The sequence below is a fragment of the Hydrogenophaga sp. L99 genome, from assembly GCF_058731905.1.
Map to the genome: position 1 here is coordinate 2734795 of NZ_CM178972.1, position 18451 is coordinate 2753245.

At 61.4% G+C, this 18451-nt stretch carries 25 protein-coding genes; 3 read left to right on the forward strand and 22 right to left on the reverse strand.

Annotated elements, in window-relative coordinates; translation table 11 throughout:
• Positions 1 to 39: 39 nt before the first annotated feature.
• Positions 40 to 648, reverse strand: a complete 609-nt coding sequence (petA, locus tag AC4QBL_RS13010) for a ubiquinol-cytochrome c reductase iron-sulfur subunit (RefSeq protein WP_472900311.1) — start codon at positions 646 to 648, stop codon at positions 40 to 42.
• Positions 649 to 918: 270 nt separating this feature from the next.
• Between petA and mscL the strand changes: the two genes are divergently transcribed.
• Positions 919 to 1347 carry a large conductance mechanosensitive channel protein MscL gene (gene mscL / locus AC4QBL_RS13015; protein WP_472900310.1) on the forward strand — a complete coding sequence of 143 codons (429 nt, stop codon included), beginning with the start codon at positions 919 to 921 and terminating at the stop codon, positions 1345 to 1347.
• A gap of 51 nt (positions 1348 to 1398) precedes the next feature.
• Here mscL and pdxA read toward each other — a convergent pair whose 3' ends face one another.
• The 3 genes from pdxA to AC4QBL_RS13030 form a co-directional block, all read right to left on the reverse strand.
• Positions 1399 to 2457: a 4-hydroxythreonine-4-phosphate dehydrogenase PdxA gene (gene pdxA, locus AC4QBL_RS13020; protein WP_472907036.1), complete on the reverse strand. Its 1059-nt coding sequence runs from the start codon at positions 2455 to 2457 to the stop codon at positions 1399 to 1401.
• 11 nt (positions 2458 to 2468) lie between these two features.
• Positions 2469 to 3245 (reverse strand): Nif3-like dinuclear metal center hexameric protein, encoded by a 777-nt coding sequence (locus AC4QBL_RS13025; protein WP_472900308.1) that lies wholly within the window; start codon positions 3243 to 3245, stop codon positions 2469 to 2471.
• A gap of 145 nt (positions 3246 to 3390) precedes the next feature.
• A complete protein-coding gene (locus AC4QBL_RS13030) occupies positions 3391 to 3531 on the reverse strand; it encodes a DUF3149 domain-containing protein (RefSeq protein ID WP_472900307.1) in 141 nt (46 codons plus the stop codon).
• A 165-nt stretch (positions 3532 to 3696) separates the two neighbouring features.
• Between AC4QBL_RS13030 and AC4QBL_RS13035 the strand changes: the two genes are divergently transcribed.
• Positions 3697 to 4845, forward strand: a complete 1149-nt coding sequence (locus tag AC4QBL_RS13035) for a trypsin-like peptidase domain-containing protein (protein ID WP_472907035.1) — start codon at positions 3697 to 3699, stop codon at positions 4843 to 4845.
• A gap of 149 nt (positions 4846 to 4994) precedes the next feature.
• Here the strand turns inward: AC4QBL_RS13035 and tatC are convergent, their stop codons facing one another.
• From tatC to hisI, 7 genes are all read right to left on the reverse strand, one after another.
• Positions 4995 to 5789, reverse strand: a complete 795-nt coding sequence (gene tatC / locus AC4QBL_RS13040; RefSeq protein WP_472907034.1) for a twin-arginine translocase subunit TatC — start codon at positions 5787 to 5789, stop codon at positions 4995 to 4997.
• Positions 5789 to 6283: a Sec-independent protein translocase protein TatB gene (gene tatB / locus AC4QBL_RS13045; RefSeq protein ID WP_472900304.1), complete on the reverse strand. Its 495-nt coding sequence runs from the start codon at positions 6281 to 6283 to the stop codon at positions 5789 to 5791. Before tatB ends, tatC begins: the two co-directional genes overlap by 1 nt.
• A gap of 107 nt (positions 6284 to 6390) precedes the next feature.
• Positions 6391 to 6633: a Sec-independent protein translocase subunit TatA gene (tatA, locus tag AC4QBL_RS13050; protein ID WP_472900303.1), complete on the reverse strand. Its 243-nt coding sequence runs from the start codon at positions 6631 to 6633 to the stop codon at positions 6391 to 6393.
• Between the two features lie 123 nt (positions 6634 to 6756).
• Positions 6757 to 7119, reverse strand: coding sequence for a histidine triad nucleotide-binding protein (locus AC4QBL_RS13055; RefSeq protein ID WP_472900302.1), 363 nt, complete (start codon positions 7117 to 7119; stop codon positions 6757 to 6759).
• 7 nt (positions 7120 to 7126) lie between these two features.
• Entirely contained in the window at positions 7127 to 7516 is a 390-nt protein-coding gene (locus AC4QBL_RS13060) for a DUF4870 family protein (RefSeq protein WP_472900301.1), read from the reverse strand.
• Positions 7513 to 7899 carry a phosphoribosyl-ATP diphosphatase gene (locus AC4QBL_RS13065; RefSeq protein ID WP_472900300.1) on the reverse strand — a complete coding sequence of 129 codons (387 nt, stop codon included), beginning with the start codon at positions 7897 to 7899 and terminating at the stop codon, positions 7513 to 7515. Before AC4QBL_RS13065 ends, AC4QBL_RS13060 begins: the two co-directional genes overlap by 4 nt.
• 4 nt (positions 7900 to 7903) lie before the next feature.
• Positions 7904 to 8302 carry a phosphoribosyl-AMP cyclohydrolase gene (gene hisI, locus AC4QBL_RS13070; protein ID WP_472900375.1) on the reverse strand — a complete coding sequence of 133 codons (399 nt, stop codon included), beginning with the start codon at positions 8300 to 8302 and terminating at the stop codon, positions 7904 to 7906.
• Between the two features lie 109 nt (positions 8303 to 8411).
• Between hisI and AC4QBL_RS13075 the strand changes: the two genes are divergently transcribed.
• A complete protein-coding gene (locus AC4QBL_RS13075; protein ID WP_472900299.1) occupies positions 8412 to 8906 on the forward strand; it encodes a lipopolysaccharide assembly protein LapA domain-containing protein in 495 nt (164 codons plus the stop codon).
• Positions 8907 to 8954: 48 nt separating this feature from the next.
• Here AC4QBL_RS13075 and hisF read toward each other — a convergent pair whose 3' ends face one another.
• From hisF to AC4QBL_RS13130, 11 genes are all read right to left on the reverse strand, one after another.
• Positions 8955 to 9734, reverse strand: coding sequence for an imidazole glycerol phosphate synthase subunit HisF (gene hisF, locus AC4QBL_RS13080; RefSeq protein WP_472900298.1), 780 nt, complete (start codon positions 9732 to 9734; stop codon positions 8955 to 8957).
• Between the two features lie 99 nt (positions 9735 to 9833).
• Complete coding sequence (hisA, locus tag AC4QBL_RS13085; RefSeq protein ID WP_472900297.1) at positions 9834 to 10574, reverse strand: 1-(5-phosphoribosyl)-5-[(5-phosphoribosylamino)methylideneamino]imidazole-4-carboxamide isomerase; 741 nt, start codon at positions 10572 to 10574, stop codon at positions 9834 to 9836.
• A 41-nt stretch (positions 10575 to 10615) separates the two neighbouring features.
• Positions 10616 to 11278, reverse strand: coding sequence for an imidazole glycerol phosphate synthase subunit HisH (hisH, locus tag AC4QBL_RS13090; protein WP_472907033.1), 663 nt, complete (start codon positions 11276 to 11278; stop codon positions 10616 to 10618).
• 13 nt (positions 11279 to 11291) lie between these two features.
• Entirely contained in the window at positions 11292 to 11912 is a 621-nt protein-coding gene (gene hisB, locus AC4QBL_RS13095; RefSeq protein WP_472900295.1) for an imidazoleglycerol-phosphate dehydratase HisB, read from the reverse strand.
• A complete protein-coding gene (gene hisC, locus AC4QBL_RS13100) occupies positions 11909 to 13009 on the reverse strand; it encodes a histidinol-phosphate transaminase (RefSeq protein WP_472907032.1) in 1101 nt (366 codons plus the stop codon). The genes hisB and hisC overlap by 4 nt, the downstream gene beginning before the upstream one ends.
• On the reverse strand, positions 13006 to 14349 hold the full coding sequence (hisD, locus tag AC4QBL_RS13105) for a histidinol dehydrogenase (RefSeq protein ID WP_472907031.1): 1344 nt from the start codon (positions 14347 to 14349) through the stop codon (positions 13006 to 13008). The genes hisC and hisD overlap by 4 nt, the downstream gene beginning before the upstream one ends.
• The gene (gene hisG, locus AC4QBL_RS13110) at positions 14346 to 15014 is read right to left on the reverse strand and encodes an ATP phosphoribosyltransferase (protein WP_472907030.1); all 669 of its coding nucleotides are present in this window, start codon (positions 15012 to 15014) and stop codon (positions 14346 to 14348) included. The genes hisD and hisG overlap by 4 nt, the downstream gene beginning before the upstream one ends.
• On the reverse strand, positions 15011 to 16291 hold the full coding sequence (gene murA / locus AC4QBL_RS13115) for a UDP-N-acetylglucosamine 1-carboxyvinyltransferase (protein WP_472907029.1): 1281 nt from the start codon (positions 16289 to 16291) through the stop codon (positions 15011 to 15013). Before murA ends, hisG begins: the two co-directional genes overlap by 4 nt.
• 19 nt (positions 16292 to 16310) lie before the next feature.
• Positions 16311 to 16550, reverse strand: a complete 240-nt coding sequence (locus tag AC4QBL_RS13120; protein ID WP_472900290.1) for a BolA family protein — start codon at positions 16548 to 16550, stop codon at positions 16311 to 16313.
• A gap of 51 nt (positions 16551 to 16601) precedes the next feature.
• The gene (locus AC4QBL_RS13125; protein WP_472900289.1) at positions 16602 to 17357 is read right to left on the reverse strand and encodes an ABC transporter permease; all 756 of its coding nucleotides are present in this window, start codon (positions 17355 to 17357) and stop codon (positions 16602 to 16604) included.
• Complete coding sequence (locus tag AC4QBL_RS13130; RefSeq protein WP_472900288.1) at positions 17354 to 18301, reverse strand: ABC transporter ATP-binding protein; 948 nt, start codon at positions 18299 to 18301, stop codon at positions 17354 to 17356. The genes AC4QBL_RS13125 and AC4QBL_RS13130 overlap by 4 nt, the downstream gene beginning before the upstream one ends.
• Between the last annotated feature and the right edge of the window lie 150 nt (positions 18302 to 18451).

Sequence of the window (18451 nt, forward strand, 5' to 3'; positions counted from 1 at the left end):
TGAGGTCAGGTGTCTGCTTGCACTGCGAAGTACGGCAGCTCAGGCCTTCTTCTCTTCGCCGACCAACAGGGTCGTATCGGACAGGTAGTAGTGCGGGGGCACTTCGAGGTTGTCAGGCGCAGGCTTGTTCTTGAACACCCGCCCTGCCACGTCAAACGTAGAACCGTGGCAAGCACACAGGAAACCACCCTGCCAGTCGTCAGGCAGCGAAGGCTGCGGACCAGGAGACAACTTGTCGCTGGGTGAGCAACCGAGGTGGGTGCAAATACCCACGGCCACGAGCACTTCGGGCTTGATGGAGCGGTGGCGGTTTTTTGCGTATTCGGGAGTGGGATAAGCATTGCGATCCGAGTTGGGATCGGCGAGCTGGTCTTCTTGCTTTTCAAGAGCCGCCAACTGCTCGGGTGTGCGGCGCATGATCCACACGGGCTTGCCACGCCACTCGACCACACGCTTCTCGCCAGGCGCGAGCGTGGAAATATCGACTTCGACGGCGGCACCGGCTGCCTTGGCCCGCTCGGACGGCTGAAAACTGCTGACGAAGGGGACGGCGACAGCGGCTGCACCTACGCCACCCATGGCGCAGGATGTGATCAGCCAGGTTCGGCGGCTGTTATCCACAGTCGCATCGACGGTTGCTTCACTCATGGGGATCTTTCAAACTGGTTCGAGAGGACACTAGGGACAACCCGTGATTGTACTGGACCCAAAGGTGCCCACTGTGGCTTGCCGGGGTATGGGAGTGGGCTATTGTCACGTTGACAAAAGCGCAACAGCTGCACAGCGCGTCAGCCGCTTGTAATGCGATGGTATGCGGTGGCAAAATCGCCAACCGGTTCAGACGCTGCCGACCAGGCAGACCTATTTGACTTCTCGCAGTGTCGAACACTTTAAACAACTTATCTGGAGGAAGCGGCCATGGGCATGATGCAGGAATTCAAGGAGTTTGCTGTCAAGGGCAATGTGATCGACCTGGCTGTGGGTGTGATCATTGGTGGAGCGTTTGGCAAGATCGTGGGGTCTTTGGTTGACGATGTGATCATGCCTGTGGTGGGCTCCATCTTTGGCAGCCTCGATTTTTCCAACCTCTACCTGGCACTTGGTACGGTGCCCGAGGGCACCGCCCCTACTTTGGCGGCGATGAAAGCTGCTGGCGTTCCGACCTTGGCCTACGGCAATTTCGTGAGTGTGGCGATCAACTTTTTGATTCTGGCATTCATCATTTTCATGATGGTCAAACAGATCAACCGCATGAAGCGCGCTGAAGCTCCCGCCCCAGCCGCCCCCCCGGCCACACCGGAAGACGTGGTGTTGCTGCGCGAGATTCGCGACAGCCTGCGCAAGTAAGCCTGCGCAACCTGTTCAAAGCCGCTGGCGCCATGAGGCGCAGCGGCTTTTTTATTGGGTTGAGCTGGCCTCCAGGGCCGCATCCAACGCTGCCAGCAAACTGGCCGCACTGGCTCGTCCGGTGCCGGCGAGGTCAAAGGCGGTACCGTGGTCCGGGCTGGTGCGGACAAAAGGCAGACCCAGCGTGGTGTTGACCCCATGCTCCAAGCCCAAAAGCTTCACAGGTATCAATCCCTGGTCGTGGTACATCGAAATGACCACGTCAAACGCCCCTTGGCGAGCGCGCATGAAAACGGTGTCGGGCGCATGCGGACCGCTGCAATCCAGACCTTCAGCTTTGGCCTGCTCGACGGCTGGCGCGATGGCATCAATCTCTTCACGCCCGAACAAACCGCCCTCACCTGCATGGGGATTGAGGCCTGCCACGGCAATGCGCGGCTTCGCCAAGCCGCAGAGAAGAAAATGGGCCTGCGTGATGCGCACCGTTTGCAAAACCTGCGCTTGAGTGACCGCGTCGAGCGCATCCTGCAGCGACACATGGATGCTCACCAACACCGTACGCAAGCCTGGGCAACTGAGCATCATGCGCACGGGCAAGGCCGAGACGGCAACACCGAGGTGCTCTGCGGCAAGCGCCTGCAACAACTCGGTATGCCCGGGAAAAGCCACGCCGGCAGCAGCCAATGCCTCTTTGTGAATGGGTGCGGTGACCACGGCGCGCGCTTGTCCCAAGAGAGCCGCGCCCGCAGCAAACCGAATGCAGTCGGCGGCAGCCTCGCCCGCTTCAGTGCTGATGCGCCCCAACACCACGGGCTGCTTCAGGGAACAAGCTTGAAGGACGCCCATACAACCAGGGGGAACTTCGCTGAAATGTTCAAGCGCGCTCAATTCGGCCAACACCGGGATTGGCTGCGTCTGCGCAGTTGCCAACGCCACACATTGCATGGCCCGACGCATCGTTTCCATATCGCCCGCCACCACCACCTGCTGCATCAGGCTGGGCCGCTCGCGAAACGCCTGGGCAATGATTTCAGGGCCGATACCAGCAGGATCGCCCATGGTCAACACCACGGGCTTGATTAAAGAGTTCTTGACCACAGAGGGATTCATGGCTGATGCCCTCAGGCGGGGTTGTCGATGTCAATGAATTGGTGAGACAAGCCAAGCGCCTGCGCCACATGCGCACCCACAGCCTGCACGCCATACCGTTCCGAGGCATGGTGCCCGCAGGCGATGTACGCCACACCGCATTCCCGCGCGTAGTGCGCCTGTGGCTCCGAAATCTCTCCGGTGATGAACACATCGGCACCGGCTGCAATAGCGGATTCAAAGTAAGACTGCGCCCCCCCCGTGCACAGTGCAACGCGCTCGACGGGCCGGTCGGGTTCGACCACCAGCGTCACCGCACGCCCCAAGGTCTGCTCCACATGGGCCGCAAGCTCGGCCGCAGACGCCGAGCGCCGCTGCCCCATCAAGCCCAACGATTGGGCACCGAAACGTCCCGCAGGTCCGTCAAACGCAGACACCCCAAGGCGCAAGGCGAGCTGCGCGTTGTTGCCAAGTTCGGGGTGGGCATCGAGCGGCAGGTGGTAGGCCAGCAGGTTGATGTCGTGCGCAAGCAGGCGCGCAAGCCGCTGTTTCATCCAGCCGGTGACGCACCCGTCCTGGCCTCGCCAAAACAAACCATGGTGAACCAAGATGGCGTCAGCCCCAGCGGCAATCGCTGCGTCAATCAAGGCCCGACTGGCCGTGACGCCCGTGACCAACTTGCGAATCCCCTGGCGCCCTTCTACCTGCAAGCCATTGGGGCCATAGTCGTTGAACAGGGCGGGCTGCATCAAACCGTTCAAGGTTTCTAGCAACATGGTGCGTGAAACCGCGCGCTCGGGTGTTTTCATAGAAAAGGCCTGTCTTGAAAAATTGGCACGGGCGTGGCCCAGTTAAAAGACCAACCAACCTTTCATTTTGACAGCCCCCGCAGACAAGAGCGCAACCCTTGGCAAGCGAGGGATTGATCGCGACACAGACTGGCCGTGAGGCCGTTCAGCGCTGCGCCTGTTCCGACTCCAGCATCTTGCGGGTGAAAAATCGGTAAAACCAGATCGCCATGCCAATCATAAAAATGATGCCGGAAATGCTGAACAGTCCGTAATCGGTCGAGAAGAGATCCACGATGGCTTTCATTTTTTACTCCATTCCTCTAACAAAGGCTTTCATTGCACCGCGTCCACCGCCCGCGCGCCTTGACGTGGGTCAAGCCGCTTGAACTCAAGGGGTTGGCAACCATATACAGCACAATCTGGGGACCGGCTTCGATCTGCCAACAACACCTTTGCCCCAAAACCACCCATGAAACGACTCTGGCTCGTCTTTGCCCAATCCGTCACTGTACTGCTGGCTGCCTTTTTCGTGGTCGCCACACTCAAGCCACAGTGGCTGGACCGCCGGCCCAATCTGCCCACCGTGGTGCCGGTGCTGGAGTCGGCGGCGCCAACCCACTCCACCGGCAGCACCAGCGGCTTCAGCGGTGCAGCCCGTGCCGCCTCACCGGCGGTGGTGAGCATCAACACCAGCAAGGCGGCTGTGAACAACATTCACAGTGACGACCCGTGGTTCCGCTTCTTCTTTGGTGACCAACCGCAGGCTCAGCCGCAAACCGGCCTGGGGTCAGGTGTGATCGTGAGCCCGGCGGGCTACATACTCACCAACAACCACGTCATTGAAGAGGCCGATGAGATTGAGGTGATGCTGAACGATGGCCGCAAAAGCATCGCCAAGGTGATCGGCACCGACCCGGAAACCGACCTCGCCATTCTCAAAATCGAATTGACCGAACTGCCCGTGATCACGCTGGGCAACTCAGATGCCCTGTCCATCGGCGACCAGGTGCTGGCCATCGGCAACCCCTTCGGCGTGGGTCAAACCGTCACGGGGGGCATCGTCAGCGCACTGGGTCGAACCCAGCTGGGCATCAACACCTTTGAAAATTTCATCCAGACCGATGCGGCCATCAACCCTGGAAACTCGGGCGGTGCACTGGTGGACGTGAACGGCCATCTGATGGGTATCAACACCGCCATCTACTCCCGGTCGGGCGGCTCCATGGGCATTGGTTTTGCCATTCCCACGTCCACCGCGCGCAGTGTGATGGAGGCGATCGTGCGTGACGGCCAGGTAACCCGGGGCTGGATTGGCGTGGAGCCGCAAGAACTCAGCCCAGAACTGGCCGAGAGCTTTGGCATTCCTGCGGGCAGCGGCGTGATCATCACCGGCGTGTTGCAAAACGGCCCCGCGGCTCAAGCGGGCATACGCCCTGGCGATGTAATCACACGCGTCGCCGGGCGCGAAGTGGGCACAGTGGCCCAGTTGCTATCGGCTGTGGCTGCACTGCCACCCGGCACGTCGGCCGCTGTGGATGTCGTGCGGCGCGATGGCAAGACACAACTGAACGTCACACCAGCGCGTCGCAATCCGCTGCCCCGTCAAGAACAGCGTTGAGGCGCTGTTGCATCTCGGTCAGCGCGAAAGCGCATGCACTTCATCCAAGAGGGGTGCCTGGCGTGGTTCTCAAACACCGTTTGGCTTGTCGCGCTACGGGCCACCCGAGACAAAGCCCAGCACCTGTTCTGCGCCCACGCTGCTAAGACCTACTTTGCGGTGTCTTCTGCGGTCGACTCTGAAGGCGATGCCGCCTTTTTGATGAACCACTGCGAGCTAAAAATGCCCAGTTCGTACAGAAGACACATGGGAACGGCCAGCGCCAACTGCGAGATGACATCAGGCGGCGTGACAATGGCCGCAATGACAAATGCCACGACGATGAAGTAACCGCGGAAATCGCGCAGCTGCTTCACCGTGACCATGTTCATTTTCACCAGCAACACCACCACGATAGGCACCTGGAAAGCCAGGCCAAAAGCGAGGTAGAGAGACAGGATGGCTTCAACGTAAGACGCAATGTCGGGTGTGGCCGCCACGCTGTCTGGTGTGAACTGCTGGATAAAGCCAAACATCTTGTCGAGCACAAAAAACTGCACAAAGGCAATGCCCACATACGCCAGCAAACTGCCCAGCAAGATCAGCGGGATCGCAAAGCGCTTCTCGTGGCTGTACAAGCCCGGCGCCACAAAAGCCCACACCTGGTACATCCACCAAGGCAAAGACAGCAACAACGCGGCCATTGCCAGCACTTTGATGGGCACAAAAAACGGTGAAAAAACGCCCACAGCGATCAGCTTGGCGTCTGGCGGCATGTGTGCACGGATCGGCACAGCGATCAGATCAATCAACCCGCTCGGGCCCGGCCAAAACGCCAGCAGCGCCATGCAGATAGCCAGACCCACCACGCCATAGAGCAGGCGATCCCGCAGCTCCATGAGGTGCTGGACAAACGGCTGCTCGGAACCGGCGAGTTCGTCGGTGGAATCTTTGGGGTCGGACATCAGCGGGGGGCAGAAGAAGAACGGGGCCGAAAGCGCGCCACTCGGGCGGCTCCGGACTGGGTGCGGGTACGCACGCCGGTGCGTGCCTTGTACCACTGGGGCATGGCCTTTTGCTTGATGCGCCAGTTCTTTTTGGGGTGTTTGTAGCTGGGGTGCAGGTCCGAGCCGATGCTGTGGTGCGCGTCGGAACCGTAGGAAGTTGCGCCATCCAGCCCGGCGGTGGCTTCAGACCAGGATTTTTCAAAGTCGCTGGCACCGCTTTGCACCGACGACTCCACATCGCGGGCAGCGCTCTCCACCGTGTCTTTCATTTTCTTGAGCTCTTCGAGCTCCATCGAACGGCTGACCTCGGCCTTCACATCCGACACGTAACGCTGTGCTTTGCCCAGCAAGGCACCCACCGTGCGGGCCACGCGCGGCAGTTTTTCAGGGCCGATAACGATCAACGCCACCGCCCCAATGAGCGCAATCTTGGAAATGCCCAGATCAATCATGTATCAGCCATCCTGCGGGCAATGCGGAGCCTTGGTTCAAGACTCTGAACCTGGCTGGCCCATGCTCAAAAGCGCATGACCACCAGGTAGAAATCGAAGCGACGAAATCAGCTTTTTTGCTTGGCTTCGACGTCGATGGCGTTTTTATCGGTGCGGGTGTCTTGCGTCACCTGACCTGCAGGCGCCGACTCGGCGTCAGCGGCGTTTTGGCTGCCATCTTTCATGCCGTCTTTGAAGCCTTTGACCGCACCACCCAGATCAGAGCCCATGTTTTTGAGCTTTTTGGTGCCAAAGACCATGACCACGATCAAGAGCACGATCAACCAGTGCCAGATTGAAAAGGAACCCATCGTTTTCTCCAAATATAAAAGTAATGCGTTGAACGCTTCGGGTGGGATTCTAAGCCGGCACAAGAGTTCAGTACTGGCTCAGCCAAAAAACCGGACCGAGGACTCAAACGCCGTCCCAGACATTTAACCCCGCAGCCACGGGCGCGGGCCGCCCATCACATGAATGTGCAAGTGGTGCACCTCCTGCCCACCTTCGGTGCCGGTGTTGCAGACCATGCGAAAGCCTCCGTCCGGGTAGGGGTTGCAGCCCTGCTCCATGGCCAGTTTGGGCGCCAGCATCATCATGCGCCCCATCAGGCGCTCGTGCTCGGCTGTCAGATGCGCCATGGACGGAATGTGCAACTTGGGCACCATGAGAAAGTGCACCGGCGCCCAGGGGTGGATATCGTGAAAGGCAAAGATGTCTTCGTCCTCAAAGACTTTTTTGGACGGGATCTGGCCGGCGATGATTTTGCAAAAAATGCAGTGGGGATCGTGTGCGCTCATGGAAATTTCAGTCGGGCATGGCTTGGCTGGCGTTCATGCGCACCATGCCTTTGACGATGCGGTAGAGAAACCAGATGGAAATCAAGGCCCAGGCGATCATGCCGGGCAACACAAAGAGAAACCACAGCGGAATGGTGACGACGTAAAGCACACCGGCCCAGATCACGGTGCGGATGCGCCACGAAAAATGGCTGGCCTGCCAGGTGCCTTCAGCGTCGGATTTCTTCACGAGATCGATCACCAGCGCCACGATGAGCAAACCCGCACCTACCTGAGCGCCTGGCACCACCGCCGCCACCGCCACGATCAGGTGAAGGATGTAACTGACCCAACCCACGCTTTTGAGCGACTGGGCCTTTTCGCTGTCGATGGCTTTGACGTCGATGATGTCGCTCATGCATGACCCCCCGATGACAAGGATTCGGACTCGCGCGCCAGAACTTTCCTCATCGCCTTTTCTTCCAGACCGCTCAGCCCCTCGCGGCGCACCAGTTCGCTGACCACGTCAGCCGGCGTCTTGCCGTAGTGGACGAGCGCAATCATGCTGTGAAACCACAGATCGGCGATTTCATTGACAAGCTTTTGAGCATCCCCGCCATGGTCGCAGTCCTTGGCCGCCATGACGGCTTCGGTGGCCTCTTCTCCAATTTTTTTCAGGAAGGCGTCAGGACCCTTGTGGAGCAAGCGGGCCACGTAGCTTGTTTCGGGATCGCCGCCGTTGGCCGGTTTGCGGCTCTCGATCACGGCCGCCAGGCGCGCCAGGTCATCGGTGTTGGACATATCGTTATTTGTAAATGGATTCGGGGTCTTTGAGCACCGGGTCTACCGCCTGCCAGGCGCCACTTTCATAGCGCTGAAAGAAGCAGCTGTGACGTCCGGTGTGGCAGGCAATGCCAGGCTCGTGCCCCAGCTGGGTCACCTTGAGCAGGACCACATCGTTGTCGCAATCCAGACGGATGTCATGCACGGTTTGCACATGCCCGGACTCTTCGCCTTTGAACCACAGCCGGCCGCGCGATCGGCTGAAATACACAGCCCGCCCCAGCTCAGCGGTTTTTTCAAGCGCCTCGCGGTTCATCCAGGCAAACATCAGCACGTCGCCGGTCGCGGCTTCCTGCGCAATCACCGGGACCAAGCCTTGGGCGTCCCATTTCACTTCTTCAAGCCAATTCATGCCATGAATCTACCATGTGCCTCGTGCACTTAGGCTGGCGCACCCAGGTTGCGCGTACGATGGCTTTTGCATTCACCGCCCAGCACCCGCTGACGCAGCCTGCACCAGGAGGAGCCCCATGAAATTTCGTACCCTTTTTCTGATCATTTTCATCTTGCTGGTGGCCGGTTTTGTGGCGCTCAACTTTGAAGCCATCTTGACGCCGACCACCCTCAACTTTGCCGTGGCCGAGGTTCAGGCACCGCTGGGCCTGGTGCTGCTGGGCATGCTGGCGCTGGTGCTGGTGGTGTTTTTGCTGGCCTTGGTGTACTACCAGACGACGCACCTGATGGAGGTACGGCGCATCACGCGCGAAGTGGCTGAGCAGCGCACCTTGGCGGACAAAGCCGAGGCATCCCGACTCACTGAATTGCGTCAGTTTTTGCAGGCCGAGCTACAGGCCACGGCTGCCCGCGAACAGGACCTGTCTGAAAAGACGCACCAAAAGATGGACCGCTTGCAAACGGCCTTGACTGAGGTGATCGAACAGACTGGAAACGGTCTGGGTGCCAGCATTGGCGAGATGGAAGACCGCATGGAGCGGCAATTGCAGCAACGCGCAAACGGAGCGTAAAGGCGGCGGTGCCTCGCGTCACAGACGAGGCATGCCTCAACCACCCGTCTAAAGGCGCACAGGGATCCCGCGCTCGGCCATGCGCGCCTTGGCTTGGCCCACGGTGAACTCCCCGTAGTGGAAGATGCTGGCGGCCAGCACGGCGTCGGCGCCGCCCTGTTGCACGCCGTCGGCCAGATGGTCCAGGTTGCCCACGCCACCCGAGGCGATCACGGGCACGTCCACCGCATCGACCACGGCGCGGGTCAGGGCCAGATCGAAGCCGCTTTTGGTGCCATCGCGGTCCATGCTGGTCAGCAAAATTTCACCGGCACCGTGCTCGGCCATTTTTCGGGCCCAGGCCACAGCGTCGAGCCCGGTGTTTTTGCGTCCACCGTGGCTGTAAACGTCCCAGCCTTCACCGCGGGCCAGCAGGTCTTCACCCAAGCGGCGCTTGGCGTCGATGGCCACCACGATGCACTGGGCACCGTATTTGTCTGAGGCGTCGCGGATGACTTGCGGGTTAGCCAGTGCGGCGGAATTGAAGCTGGTTTTGTCGGCCCCGGCGTTGAGCAGGCGGCGCACATCGTCCACCGTGCGCACGCCGCCGCCCACGGTGAGCGGAATGAAAACCTGTGATGCCACGGCTTCGATGATGTGAAGGATCAGGTCGCGACCGTCGCTGGTGGCCGTGATGTCCAGGAAGGTCAGCTCGTCGGCGCCCTGGTCGTTGTAACGGGCCGCAATTTCGACGGGGTCGCCCGCGTCACGCAGCTCGACAAAATTGACGCCCTTGACCACACGGCCACCGGTGACGTCCAAGCAGGGAATGATGCGTTTAGCGAGCATGTTCGACGTGGGTTGGTTTTGCCGCCGGGCCGCCCCAAGGCAAAACGCGCCCCCTTGGGGGGCAGCAACCCGCGCAGCGGTGGAGCGTGGGGGCCTTGTTCATCCGTTGAGGTCGTCGGCCAGCAGTTGCGCGGCTTCGAAGTCGAGGTCACCGCTGTAGATAGAGCGACCGCAAATCACACCCTCAACACCTTCGTCTTCCACCCCACACAGGGCGCGAATATCGTCCAGGTTGGACAGGCCGCCCGAAGCGATGACCGGAATGGACAGGGCCTGTGCCAGCTTGACGGTGGCGTCGATGTTGATGCCGCTGAGCATGCCGTCGCGGCCGATGTCGGTGTAAATGATGGATTCGACGCCGTAGTCTTCGAATTTCTTCCCCAGGTCCACCACCTCGTGGCCGGTAAGCTTGCTCCAGCCGTCGGTGGCGACTTTGCCATCCTTGGCGTCCAGGCCGACAATGATGTGGCCGCCAAAGGCGGTGCAGGCGTCCTGCAAGAAACCAGGGTTTTTCACCGCGGCGGTACCGATGATGACGTAGCGCAGGCCCGCATCCAGGTAACGCTCGATGGTGTCGAGGTCTCGAATGCCGCCGCCGAGCTGCACGTCCACTTCAGAGCCGATCTCTTTCAGAATGGCACGGATGGCTTGCTCGTTTTTCGGCTTGCCAGCAAAGGCTCCGTTCAGGTCCACCAGGTGCACGCGGCGCGCGCCTTTGTCGACCCAGCTGCGCGCGATGGCCGCCGGGTCTTCGCCAAACACCGTGGATTGGTCCATGTCGCCCTGTTTGAGGCGAACGCACTGGCCGTCTTTCAGATCAATGGCAGGAATCAGCAGCATGATGGTGTCGGTATCAGTAGGGAACGAGGGAACGGGAGGACTCAGGGATTCCAGTGGAGGAAGTTGCGGTACAGCGCCAAACCCTGATCGGCGCTTTTTTCGGGATGAAACTGGGTCGCAAAAATATTGTCGCGGGCAATGGCGGCGGCAAAACGGCCGCCGTAGTCGGCCTCACCCACGCAGTGCAGCGGGTTGGCCGGCTTGGCGTAGTAGCTGTGGACAAAATAAAAGTAAGCACCATCGGCAATGCCGTCCCACAGCGGGTGGGCCGGACCGCGGCCGAGGTCGTGAAAGACCTGGTTCCAGCCCATCTGCGGCACCTTGAAGCGGCTGCCGTCGGCCTGCAGCCGGCCGGCAAGTTCAAAGCGCACCACTTCGCCCGGGATCAGCCCCAAGCCATCGGTGGGCCCCTCTTCGCTGCGGTCGAGCAGCATTTGCATGCCCACGCAGACACCAAACAACGGTTTGTTCGCAGCCGCGTGCAACACCGCTTCCAGCAAGCCCGAGGCCGCCAGTTCGCGCATGCAATCGGCCATGTGGCCCTGGCCCGGCAACACCACACGGTCGGCATCCAGCACTTCTTGCGCGTGGGACGTGACCAGTACCTCCACGTCGCTGGCCAGCGCCACATGTTGCACCGCCTGCGACACCGAGCGCAGGTTGCCACTGCCGTAGTCCACCACGGCGACTGTCTTGCGTTTCATCAGATGGACCCGCTCAGAGGGAGCCTTTTGTGGAGGGAATCACATCGCCCATGCGGGCATCGCGTTCCAGTGCCATGCGCAGGGCGCGGGCAAAGGCTTTGAACACGGTTTCGGCCTGGTGGTGGGCGTTTTCGCCGTGCAGGTTGTCAATGTGCAGCGTGACGCCAGCATGGTTGACAAAGCCCTGGAAAAATTCAAAAGCGAGCTGGGTGTCAAACCCGCCCACCATGCCGCTCTTGAATGGGACGCGCATGTGCAAACCGGGACGACCGGAAAAGTCGATCACCACGCGCGAGAGCGCTTCGTCCAGCGGCACATAGGCGTGGCCGTAGCGGCGAATGCCTTTTTTGTCACCCACGGCCTGCGCAAACGCCTGGCCGAGCGTGATGCCCACGTCTTCCACTGTGTGGTGGCCGTCGATGTGCAGGTCCCCTACGGCCTGAATGTCGAGGTCGATCAGCCCGTGGCGGGCGATCTGGTCAAGCATGTGATCAAAAAAGCCGATGCCGGTGGACAGGCTGGCGGCGCCGGTGCCGTCCAGATTGACGCGGACGCTGATTTGCGTTTCTGCGGTGTTGCGCTGAACATGCGCCACACGGTCGGCCACGGGGGTTGCGGAAAGCGTCTGGGTCATAGGGAAATTTGAAGGGCGTCGATCAACTGGGCATTCTCGTGCGGTGTTCCCACCGTCAAGCGCAAACAGTTGTGCAACAAAGGATGCATTTTAGAAACATTCTTGACCAGCACGCCGTCCGCCTTGAGTCCTTCGAAGCTGCGCCCGGCATCGGGCACCCGCACCAGCACCATGTTGGCTTCGCTCGGAAAGGGCTTCACGCCCGGGAGGCTGGTCAACGCATTCACCAGCCAGGTGCGCTGCTCGCGAATCTGACTGGCCTGTTGTGCAAACACATGGGCATGATCTAACGCGAACAACGCGCATTCGGCATTGAGCACGCTCACGTTGTAGGGAGGTCGCAGTTTGTCTACCTCTTGCACCAGCGCCTGCGGGCCCAGCATGTAGCCCAGGCGCACGCCGGCCAAGCCAAATTTGGACAAGGTGCGCATCAGCAACACATTCGCGTTGGCGGCGGGATGGGCGCGTATCTCATCGAGCCAGCTCAGACTGGAAAACGGCTGGTAGGCCTCGTCCATCACCACCAGCCCGCCAAACGTGGTGGCTTCGGCGATCAACCGGCGAATCACGGCGGCATCCCACAGGTTGGCGGTCGGGTTGTTGGGGTAGGCGATGTAGGTGATGGCAGGCTGTTGCTCGCGCAAGGCGGCCAGCATGGCGGGTTCGTCCAGCTCAAAGTCGGCGGTGAGCGGCACGCCATGGAAGGCCAGCCCCTGCAATTGCGCGCCCATGGCGTACATCACAAAGCCGGGCAGCGGCGCGAGTATGGACGCACCGGGTACGTCGCAGGCCATGGCCAGCAGAGAAATGAGCTCGTCGGAACCGTTGCCCAGCATCAGGCTGCAGCCTTCGGGCAAATCCACATAGCGGGCCAGCGCCTGCTTCAGGTCGTCAATGCGGGCGCCGGGGTAGCGGTTGATGGCCACGGCGCCCAGGCGCTGACCCAGCTCGGCTTGCAGCTCGGGCGGCAACGAAAAGGGGTTTTCCATCGCGTCGAGCTTGACCATGCCGGTCGCGTCCTGGATCGCGTAGGCGTGCATGGACTGGATGTCCCGCCGAATAAAGCGCAAGGGGTTCGGTGTGTTCATGGCGCTCATTTAGCGGCTCGCATGGGGGGGACAACGTTGAGCCGCAGTTCAGCGGCGCGGGCATGGGCCTGAAGGCCCTCGCCGTAGGCCAGTTCGGCGGCGATGGTGCCCAGGGTTTGCGCACCCTCGGCGCTCACCTCGATCAGGCTGCTGCGTTTCTGGAAGTCGTAGACGCCCAACGGCGAACTGAAGCGCGCAGTGCCGCTGGTGGGCAGCACATGGTTGGGGCCGGCGCAATAGTCGCCCAGGCTTTCACTGGTGTACGCGCCGAGGAAAATGGCCCCGGCGTGCTTCAGCAGCGGCTCCCAGCGGTGCGGCTCGGCGCTGGACACTTCCAGGTGCTCGGGCGCAATGCGGTTGCTGATGGTGCAGGCCTCCTCCATGTCGCGCGTGAGGATGAGCGCGCCGCGGTCGTTCAGGCTCTTGGCGATGATGGCCGCGCGCGGCATGGTGGGCAGCAGACGGTCAATGGCGACCTGCACCGCATCAATGTAGGCCGCATCGGGGCACAGCAAAATGCTCTGGGCCAGTTCATCGTGTTCGGCCTGGCTGAACAAATCCATCGCCACCCATTCGGCCGGCGTGCTGCCGTCGGCCAGCACCAGAATTTCGCTCGGGCCGGCGATCATGTCGATGCCCACGGTGCCGAACACGCGCTTCTTGGCACTGGCCACATAGGCATTGCCCGGGCCAGTGATCTTGTCCACCTTGGGTACCGTTTGCGTGCCATAGGCCAGCGCGGCCACGGCCTGCGCACCGCCGATGGTGAAGGCGCGCGTGACGCCGGCCACGTAGGCGGCGGCGAGCACCAGCGCGTTTTTTTCACCGCGCGGCGTGGGCACCACCATGATGATTTCGTCCACACCCGCCACATGGGCAGGAATGGCGTTCATCAGGACACTGGAAGGATAGGCAGCCTTGCCGCCCGGCACATAAATGCCCACGCGGTCCAACGGCGTGACCTTTTGGCCCAGCAGCGTGCCGTCTTCGTCGCGGTAGCTCCAACTCTCGCCACTGGCCCGCTTTTGCGCCTCGTGGTAGCTGCGCACCCGGCGTGCGGCGGATTCAAGAGCGGTGCGCTGGGCATCGGGCAGGCTGTCGAATGCCGTCTTCAGCTCGGCTTGCGTCAGCTCCAGCGCGTTCAGGTCAGGCGCATCCAGTCCGTCAAACCGGGCGGTGTATTCCAGCACCGCAGCGTCGCCGCGCTGCTTCACATCAGCCAAAATATCGGCCACCCGCTGTTCAATGGCGCTGTCGGTATCGGCCGACCAATGCAGGCGCGCGGCAAACTGCGCCTCGAAATCGGACGCACAGGTGGACAGGCGAAGCGGAGCGGCGGTAAGGGTCATGACGGAACGGCCTGGCTTTCGGTGGCTCGGGTTTCGATGGCTTGAGAAAAGGCGTTGATGATGGGCCGAATGGCCGCCTGTTTGAGCTTGAGCGCCGCCTGGTTGACCACCAGGCGCGAGCTGATGTCCATGATGTGCTCGACCTCGATCAGGTGGTTGGCCTTGAGCGTGTTGCCGGTGGACACGAGGTCAACGATGGCGTCGGCCAGGCCCGTCAGCGGAGCCAGTTCCATGCTGCCGTACAGCTTGATCAGGTCCACGTGCACACCCTTGCTGGCGAAGAATTCGCGCGCAATCGTGGTGTATTTGGTGGCGACCTTCAGGCGCGAGCCCTGGCGCACAGCACTGGCGTAATCGAAGTCAGCACGCACCGCCACACTCATGCGACAAGCAGCAATTTTCAGGTCCAGCGGCTGGTACAGGCCTTGACCACCGTGCTCGATCAGCGTGTCCTTGCCGGTCACACCGATGTCGGCCCCCCCGTATTCCACGTAGGTGGGCACATCGGTGGCGCGCACCAGCACCACGCGCACGCCCGGCTGGTTGGTCGGCAAAATCAGCTTGCGCGACTTTTCCGGGTCTTCCAGCACCTCGATACCGGCGGCAGCCAGCAGAGGCAAGGTTTCGTCAAAGATGCGACCTTTGGACAGGGCTAAGGTAATCATTTGATGCGTTCGATGTCAGCGCCAATGCCGCGCAGCTTTTCTTCCATCTGGTCGTAGCCCCGGTCCAGATGGTAAATACGGTCCACGATGGTGTCGCCTTGGGCCACAAGGCCGGCGATCACCAAGCTGGCAGAGGCGCGCAAGTCGGTCGCCATCACCGTGGCACCTGACAGTTTTTCGATGCCCTCGACCACCGCCACCTTGCCATCGGTCTGGATTTTTGCGCCCAGGCGCACCATCTCGTTGACGTGCATGAAGCGGTTTTCAAAGATCGTTTCAGTGACCTTGGCCGTGCCGTGCGAAATGCAGTTGAGCGCCATGAACTGGGCCTGCATGTCGGTCGGGAAGCCCGGGTATTCGGTGGTGCGAAAGCTCTGCGCTTTCAGGCGACCCGACGCACGCACGCGAATGAAATCACCGCCGGCATCTTTGCCGGCTTCAATTTCAGCGCCGGCTTCCAGCAGCTTGTCGATCACCGCGTCCAGATGGTCGGCACGGCCGTGGCGCAGAACCACGTCGCCGCCGGTGGCCGCCACCGCACACAAAAAGGTACCAGCTTCAATGCGGTCGGCCACCACCTGGTGGGTGCAGCCGTGCAGCCGCTCTACCCCCTGAATGTGGATGCGGCTGGTGCCGTGACCTTCAATCTTGGCGCCCATGGCGATCAGCATTTCAGCCAGATCGGCAATCTCGGGCTCCTGGGCGGCGTTTTCCAGCAAGGTCTCGCCCTCGGCCAGGGCCGCGGCCATCAGGAAGTTTTCCGTGCCGGTGACGGTGACCATGTCGGTGGCAATGCGGGCACCATGCAGGCGCTTCTTGCCTCCGAGCAGCTGAGCCACCATGTAACCTTGTTCCACCACAATTTCAGCGCCCATGGCCTGCATACCTTTGATGTGCTGGTCCACCGGACGCGAACCAATGGCGCAACCACCCGGCAGCGAGACGCGTGCACGGCCAAAGCGCGCCAGCAGCGGCCCCAGCACCAGCACCGAAGCGCGCATGGTCTTGACCAGTTCGTAAGGCGCTTCGGAGTTGATGGGGTCGGCGGCGTGCAACGTCATGCCACCGCGCTCGCCGTGGGTCTGGGTTTTCACACCCATGTTGTCCAGCAGGTGGCGCATGGTGGCCACGTCGCGCAGGCGCGGCACGTTGGTCAGCGTGACCGGGTCGGCCGTGAGCAAGGTGGCGCACAGCTCGGGCAAGGCGGCGTTTTTGGCGCCAGAAATGATCACTTCTCCGTGCAGCGCGCGGCCACCGGTGATTCGCAGTTTGTCCATGGAGTGGCTCGGTCTGGTTTTAGGATTGTTTGGCCCACTCGGCGGGCGTGTAGGTTTTCATCGACAGCGCGTGAACCTCATCGTTTTGAATGCGCTCACCCAGCGTGGCGTACACCCGCTTGTGGCGCGCAATGGGACGCAGGCCCTCGAATTCGGGCGACACCACCACAGCCGCCCAATGGCGGCCATCGCCGGTGACTTCCAGGTGTTCGCAGGGCATGCCAGCGGCGATGAGTTGTTGCAGTTGGTCAGCGGTCATGTGGGCGTTTAACGAAAAAGAGGTCGGGAGACGGCGGGCTGAGGGCTGCCCTCAGTGCCGGATTTTGTAGCCAATGCGCAGCAGGTGAAGCGCCAGGGCACTCACCACGGTCAGCGCCGCGCCCACAATGCCCAGACTGAGCCAGGGCGACACATCGCTCACACCAAAAAAGCCGTAGCGAAAGCCATCAATCATGTAGAAAAACGGGTTGAGATGGCTGACTTTTTGCCAGAAGTCGGGCAAAGAATGGATGGAGTAGAACACGCCGGACAAAAACGTCATGGGCATGATGATGAAGTTTTGAAACGCGGCCATCTGGTCGAATTTTTCGGCCCACAGGCCCGCGATCAGACCCAGCGCACCCAGCAGCGCAGCACCCATCACGGCAAACACCACAATCCACAGCGGCGCCACCATGGACGGCTGGGCAAACCACCAGGTTGCCAGCATGACGCCCGAACCCACCGCGAGGCCCCGCACCACCGACGAGCCCACATAGGCCACGAACCAGGCGCGGTGTGACAGCGGGGTGAGCAACAAAAACACCAGGTTACCCATGACCTTGCTCTGCACCATGGACGAAGAGCTGTTGGCAAAGGCGTTTTGCAGCACGCTCATCATCACCAGACCCGGCAACAAAAAGGCGGTGTAGCCCACCGTGTCGTACACCTGCACCCGGCCCTCCAGCACGTGGCCGAAGATCATGAGGTACAGGATGGCGGTGATGACCGGCGCGGCGACGGTCTGAAACCCCACCTTCCAGAAACGCAAAATTTCCTTGTAAAACAGCGCTTGCCAACCGCTCATGCTGCCACCTCGCTCTGGGGTGCGGGCGTGGCCGGCCGGGGGTGGGTGCCGGTCAGGTCCAGGAACACGTCCTCCAGGTCGGCCTTGCGAATCTCGATGTCTTCAGGCACCACACCCAACTCGCGCAGCCGGGCCAGCACGCGCTCGACCGCATGTGCATCGTTGGCCGGCAGCTGCACCACCCGCCCGGTGATGCGGGCCTGCGCGGCGAGCTCGGGCGGCAGGGTGGCATCGGTTTTGAATCGCAACACATTGGACGCAGCACGCGACAGCAGCGCCGAAGTGGATTCCAGCGCCACCACTTGGCCCTGCTTGAGCATGGCAATGCGCCCACACAGTGCTTCAGCCTCTTCTAGGTAGTGCGTGGTCAGCAGCACGGTACTGCCCAGGCGTTTGTTCAAGTCCGAAATGAACTGCCACAGCGTCTGGCGCAGCTCCACGTCTACGCCGGCGGTAGGTTCATCCAGCACGATCACGGGCGGCTTGTGCACCAGCGCCTGCGCAATCAGCACACGGCGCTTCATGCCGCCCGAGAGCTGGCGCATGTTGGAGCCTGCCTTGTCGGCCAGACCGAGGCCGTCCAGCAGTTCGTTGATCCAGGCGTCGTTGTGGCGGATACCGAAGTAGCCCGACTGAAACCGGAGCGCTTCGCGGACGTTGAAAAAGGGGTCGAACACCAGCTCTTGCGGCACCACGCCGAGCTGGCGGCGGGCGGCCTGGTAATCCGCCTGCACGTCTTTGCCGTGCACCAGCACCCGTCCGCTGCTGGCGCGGGTGAGGCCCGCCAGGATGCTGATGAGGGTGGTCTTGCCAGCGCCGTTGGGCCCCAGCAAACCAAAGAACTCGCCAGGCATCACGTCAAACGACACGTCTTTGAGGGCGTGCAGGTCGCCGCGCGGCGAGGGAAATATTTTGGAAACGTGTTGGAAAGAGACTGCGGGCATGTTGGAGGCGGCACCCCGAAAGACACCTGCGGAACGCAGGACATCTGGAGCCGGCAAGTGAACCCGTGATTTTAAGCCCCGGGGGCGGCGCTGGCTTCGTTGGACGCACAAGACATCTGAGGGCGGCTGATCTTCGCGACCAGCGACCCC

What these genes read in the sequence shown, in the direction of transcription:
- petA (WP_472900311.1), bottom strand. Translation starts at nt 648, where the DNA reads ATGAGTGAAGCAACCGTCGATGCGACTGTGGATAACAGCCGCCGAACC.
- mscL (WP_472900310.1), top strand. Translation starts at nt 919, where the DNA reads ATGGGCATGATGCAGGAATTCAAGGAGTTTGCTGTCAAGGGCAATGTG.
- pdxA (WP_472907036.1), bottom strand. Translation starts at nt 2,457, where the DNA reads ATGAATCCCTCTGTGGTCAAGAACTCTTTAATCAAGCCCGTGGTGTTG.
- AC4QBL_RS13025 (WP_472900308.1), bottom strand. Translation starts at nt 3,245, where the DNA reads ATGAAAACACCCGAGCGCGCGGTTTCACGCACCATGTTGCTAGAAACC.
- AC4QBL_RS13030 (WP_472900307.1), bottom strand. Translation starts at nt 3,531, where the DNA reads ATGAAAGCCATCGTGGATCTCTTCTCGACCGATTACGGACTGTTCAGC.
- AC4QBL_RS13035 (WP_472907035.1), top strand. Translation starts at nt 3,697, where the DNA reads ATGAAACGACTCTGGCTCGTCTTTGCCCAATCCGTCACTGTACTGCTG.
- tatC (WP_472907034.1), bottom strand. Translation starts at nt 5,789, where the DNA reads ATGTCCGACCCCAAAGATTCCACCGACGAACTCGCCGGTTCCGAGCAG.
- tatB (WP_472900304.1), bottom strand. Translation starts at nt 6,283, where the DNA reads ATGATTGATCTGGGCATTTCCAAGATTGCGCTCATTGGGGCGGTGGCG.
- tatA (WP_472900303.1), bottom strand. Translation starts at nt 6,633, where the DNA reads ATGGGTTCCTTTTCAATCTGGCACTGGTTGATCGTGCTCTTGATCGTG.
- AC4QBL_RS13055 (WP_472900302.1), bottom strand. Translation starts at nt 7,119, where the DNA reads ATGAGCGCACACGATCCCCACTGCATTTTTTGCAAAATCATCGCCGGC.
- AC4QBL_RS13060 (WP_472900301.1), bottom strand. Translation starts at nt 7,516, where the DNA reads ATGAGCGACATCATCGACGTCAAAGCCATCGACAGCGAAAAGGCCCAG.
- AC4QBL_RS13065 (WP_472900300.1), bottom strand. Translation starts at nt 7,899, where the DNA reads ATGTCCAACACCGATGACCTGGCGCGCCTGGCGGCCGTGATCGAGAGC.
- AC4QBL_RS13075 (WP_472900299.1), top strand. Translation starts at nt 8,412, where the DNA reads ATGAAATTTCGTACCCTTTTTCTGATCATTTTCATCTTGCTGGTGGCC.
- hisF (WP_472900298.1), bottom strand. Translation starts at nt 9,734, where the DNA reads ATGCTCGCTAAACGCATCATTCCCTGCTTGGACGTCACCGGTGGCCGT.
- hisA (WP_472900297.1), bottom strand. Translation starts at nt 10,574, where the DNA reads ATGCTGCTGATTCCTGCCATTGATCTGAAAGACGGCCAGTGCGTTCGC.
- hisH (WP_472907033.1), bottom strand. Translation starts at nt 11,278, where the DNA reads ATGAAACGCAAGACAGTCGCCGTGGTGGACTACGGCAGTGGCAACCTG.
- hisB (WP_472900295.1), bottom strand. Translation starts at nt 11,912, where the DNA reads ATGACCCAGACGCTTTCCGCAACCCCCGTGGCCGACCGTGTGGCGCAT.
- hisC (WP_472907032.1), bottom strand. Translation starts at nt 13,009, where the DNA reads ATGAGCGCCATGAACACACCGAACCCCTTGCGCTTTATTCGGCGGGAC.
- hisD (WP_472907031.1), bottom strand. Translation starts at nt 14,349, where the DNA reads ATGACCCTTACCGCCGCTCCGCTTCGCCTGTCCACCTGTGCGTCCGAT.
- hisG (WP_472907030.1), bottom strand. Translation starts at nt 15,014, where the DNA reads ATGATTACCTTAGCCCTGTCCAAAGGTCGCATCTTTGACGAAACCTTG.
- murA (WP_472907029.1), bottom strand. Translation starts at nt 16,291, where the DNA reads ATGGACAAACTGCGAATCACCGGTGGCCGCGCGCTGCACGGAGAAGTG.
- AC4QBL_RS13120 (WP_472900290.1), bottom strand. Translation starts at nt 16,550, where the DNA reads ATGACCGCTGACCAACTGCAACAACTCATCGCCGCTGGCATGCCCTGC.
- AC4QBL_RS13125 (WP_472900289.1), bottom strand. Translation starts at nt 17,357, where the DNA reads ATGAGCGGTTGGCAAGCGCTGTTTTACAAGGAAATTTTGCGTTTCTGG.
- AC4QBL_RS13130 (WP_472900288.1), bottom strand. Translation starts at nt 18,301, where the DNA reads ATGCCCGCAGTCTCTTTCCAACACGTTTCCAAAATATTTCCCTCGCCG.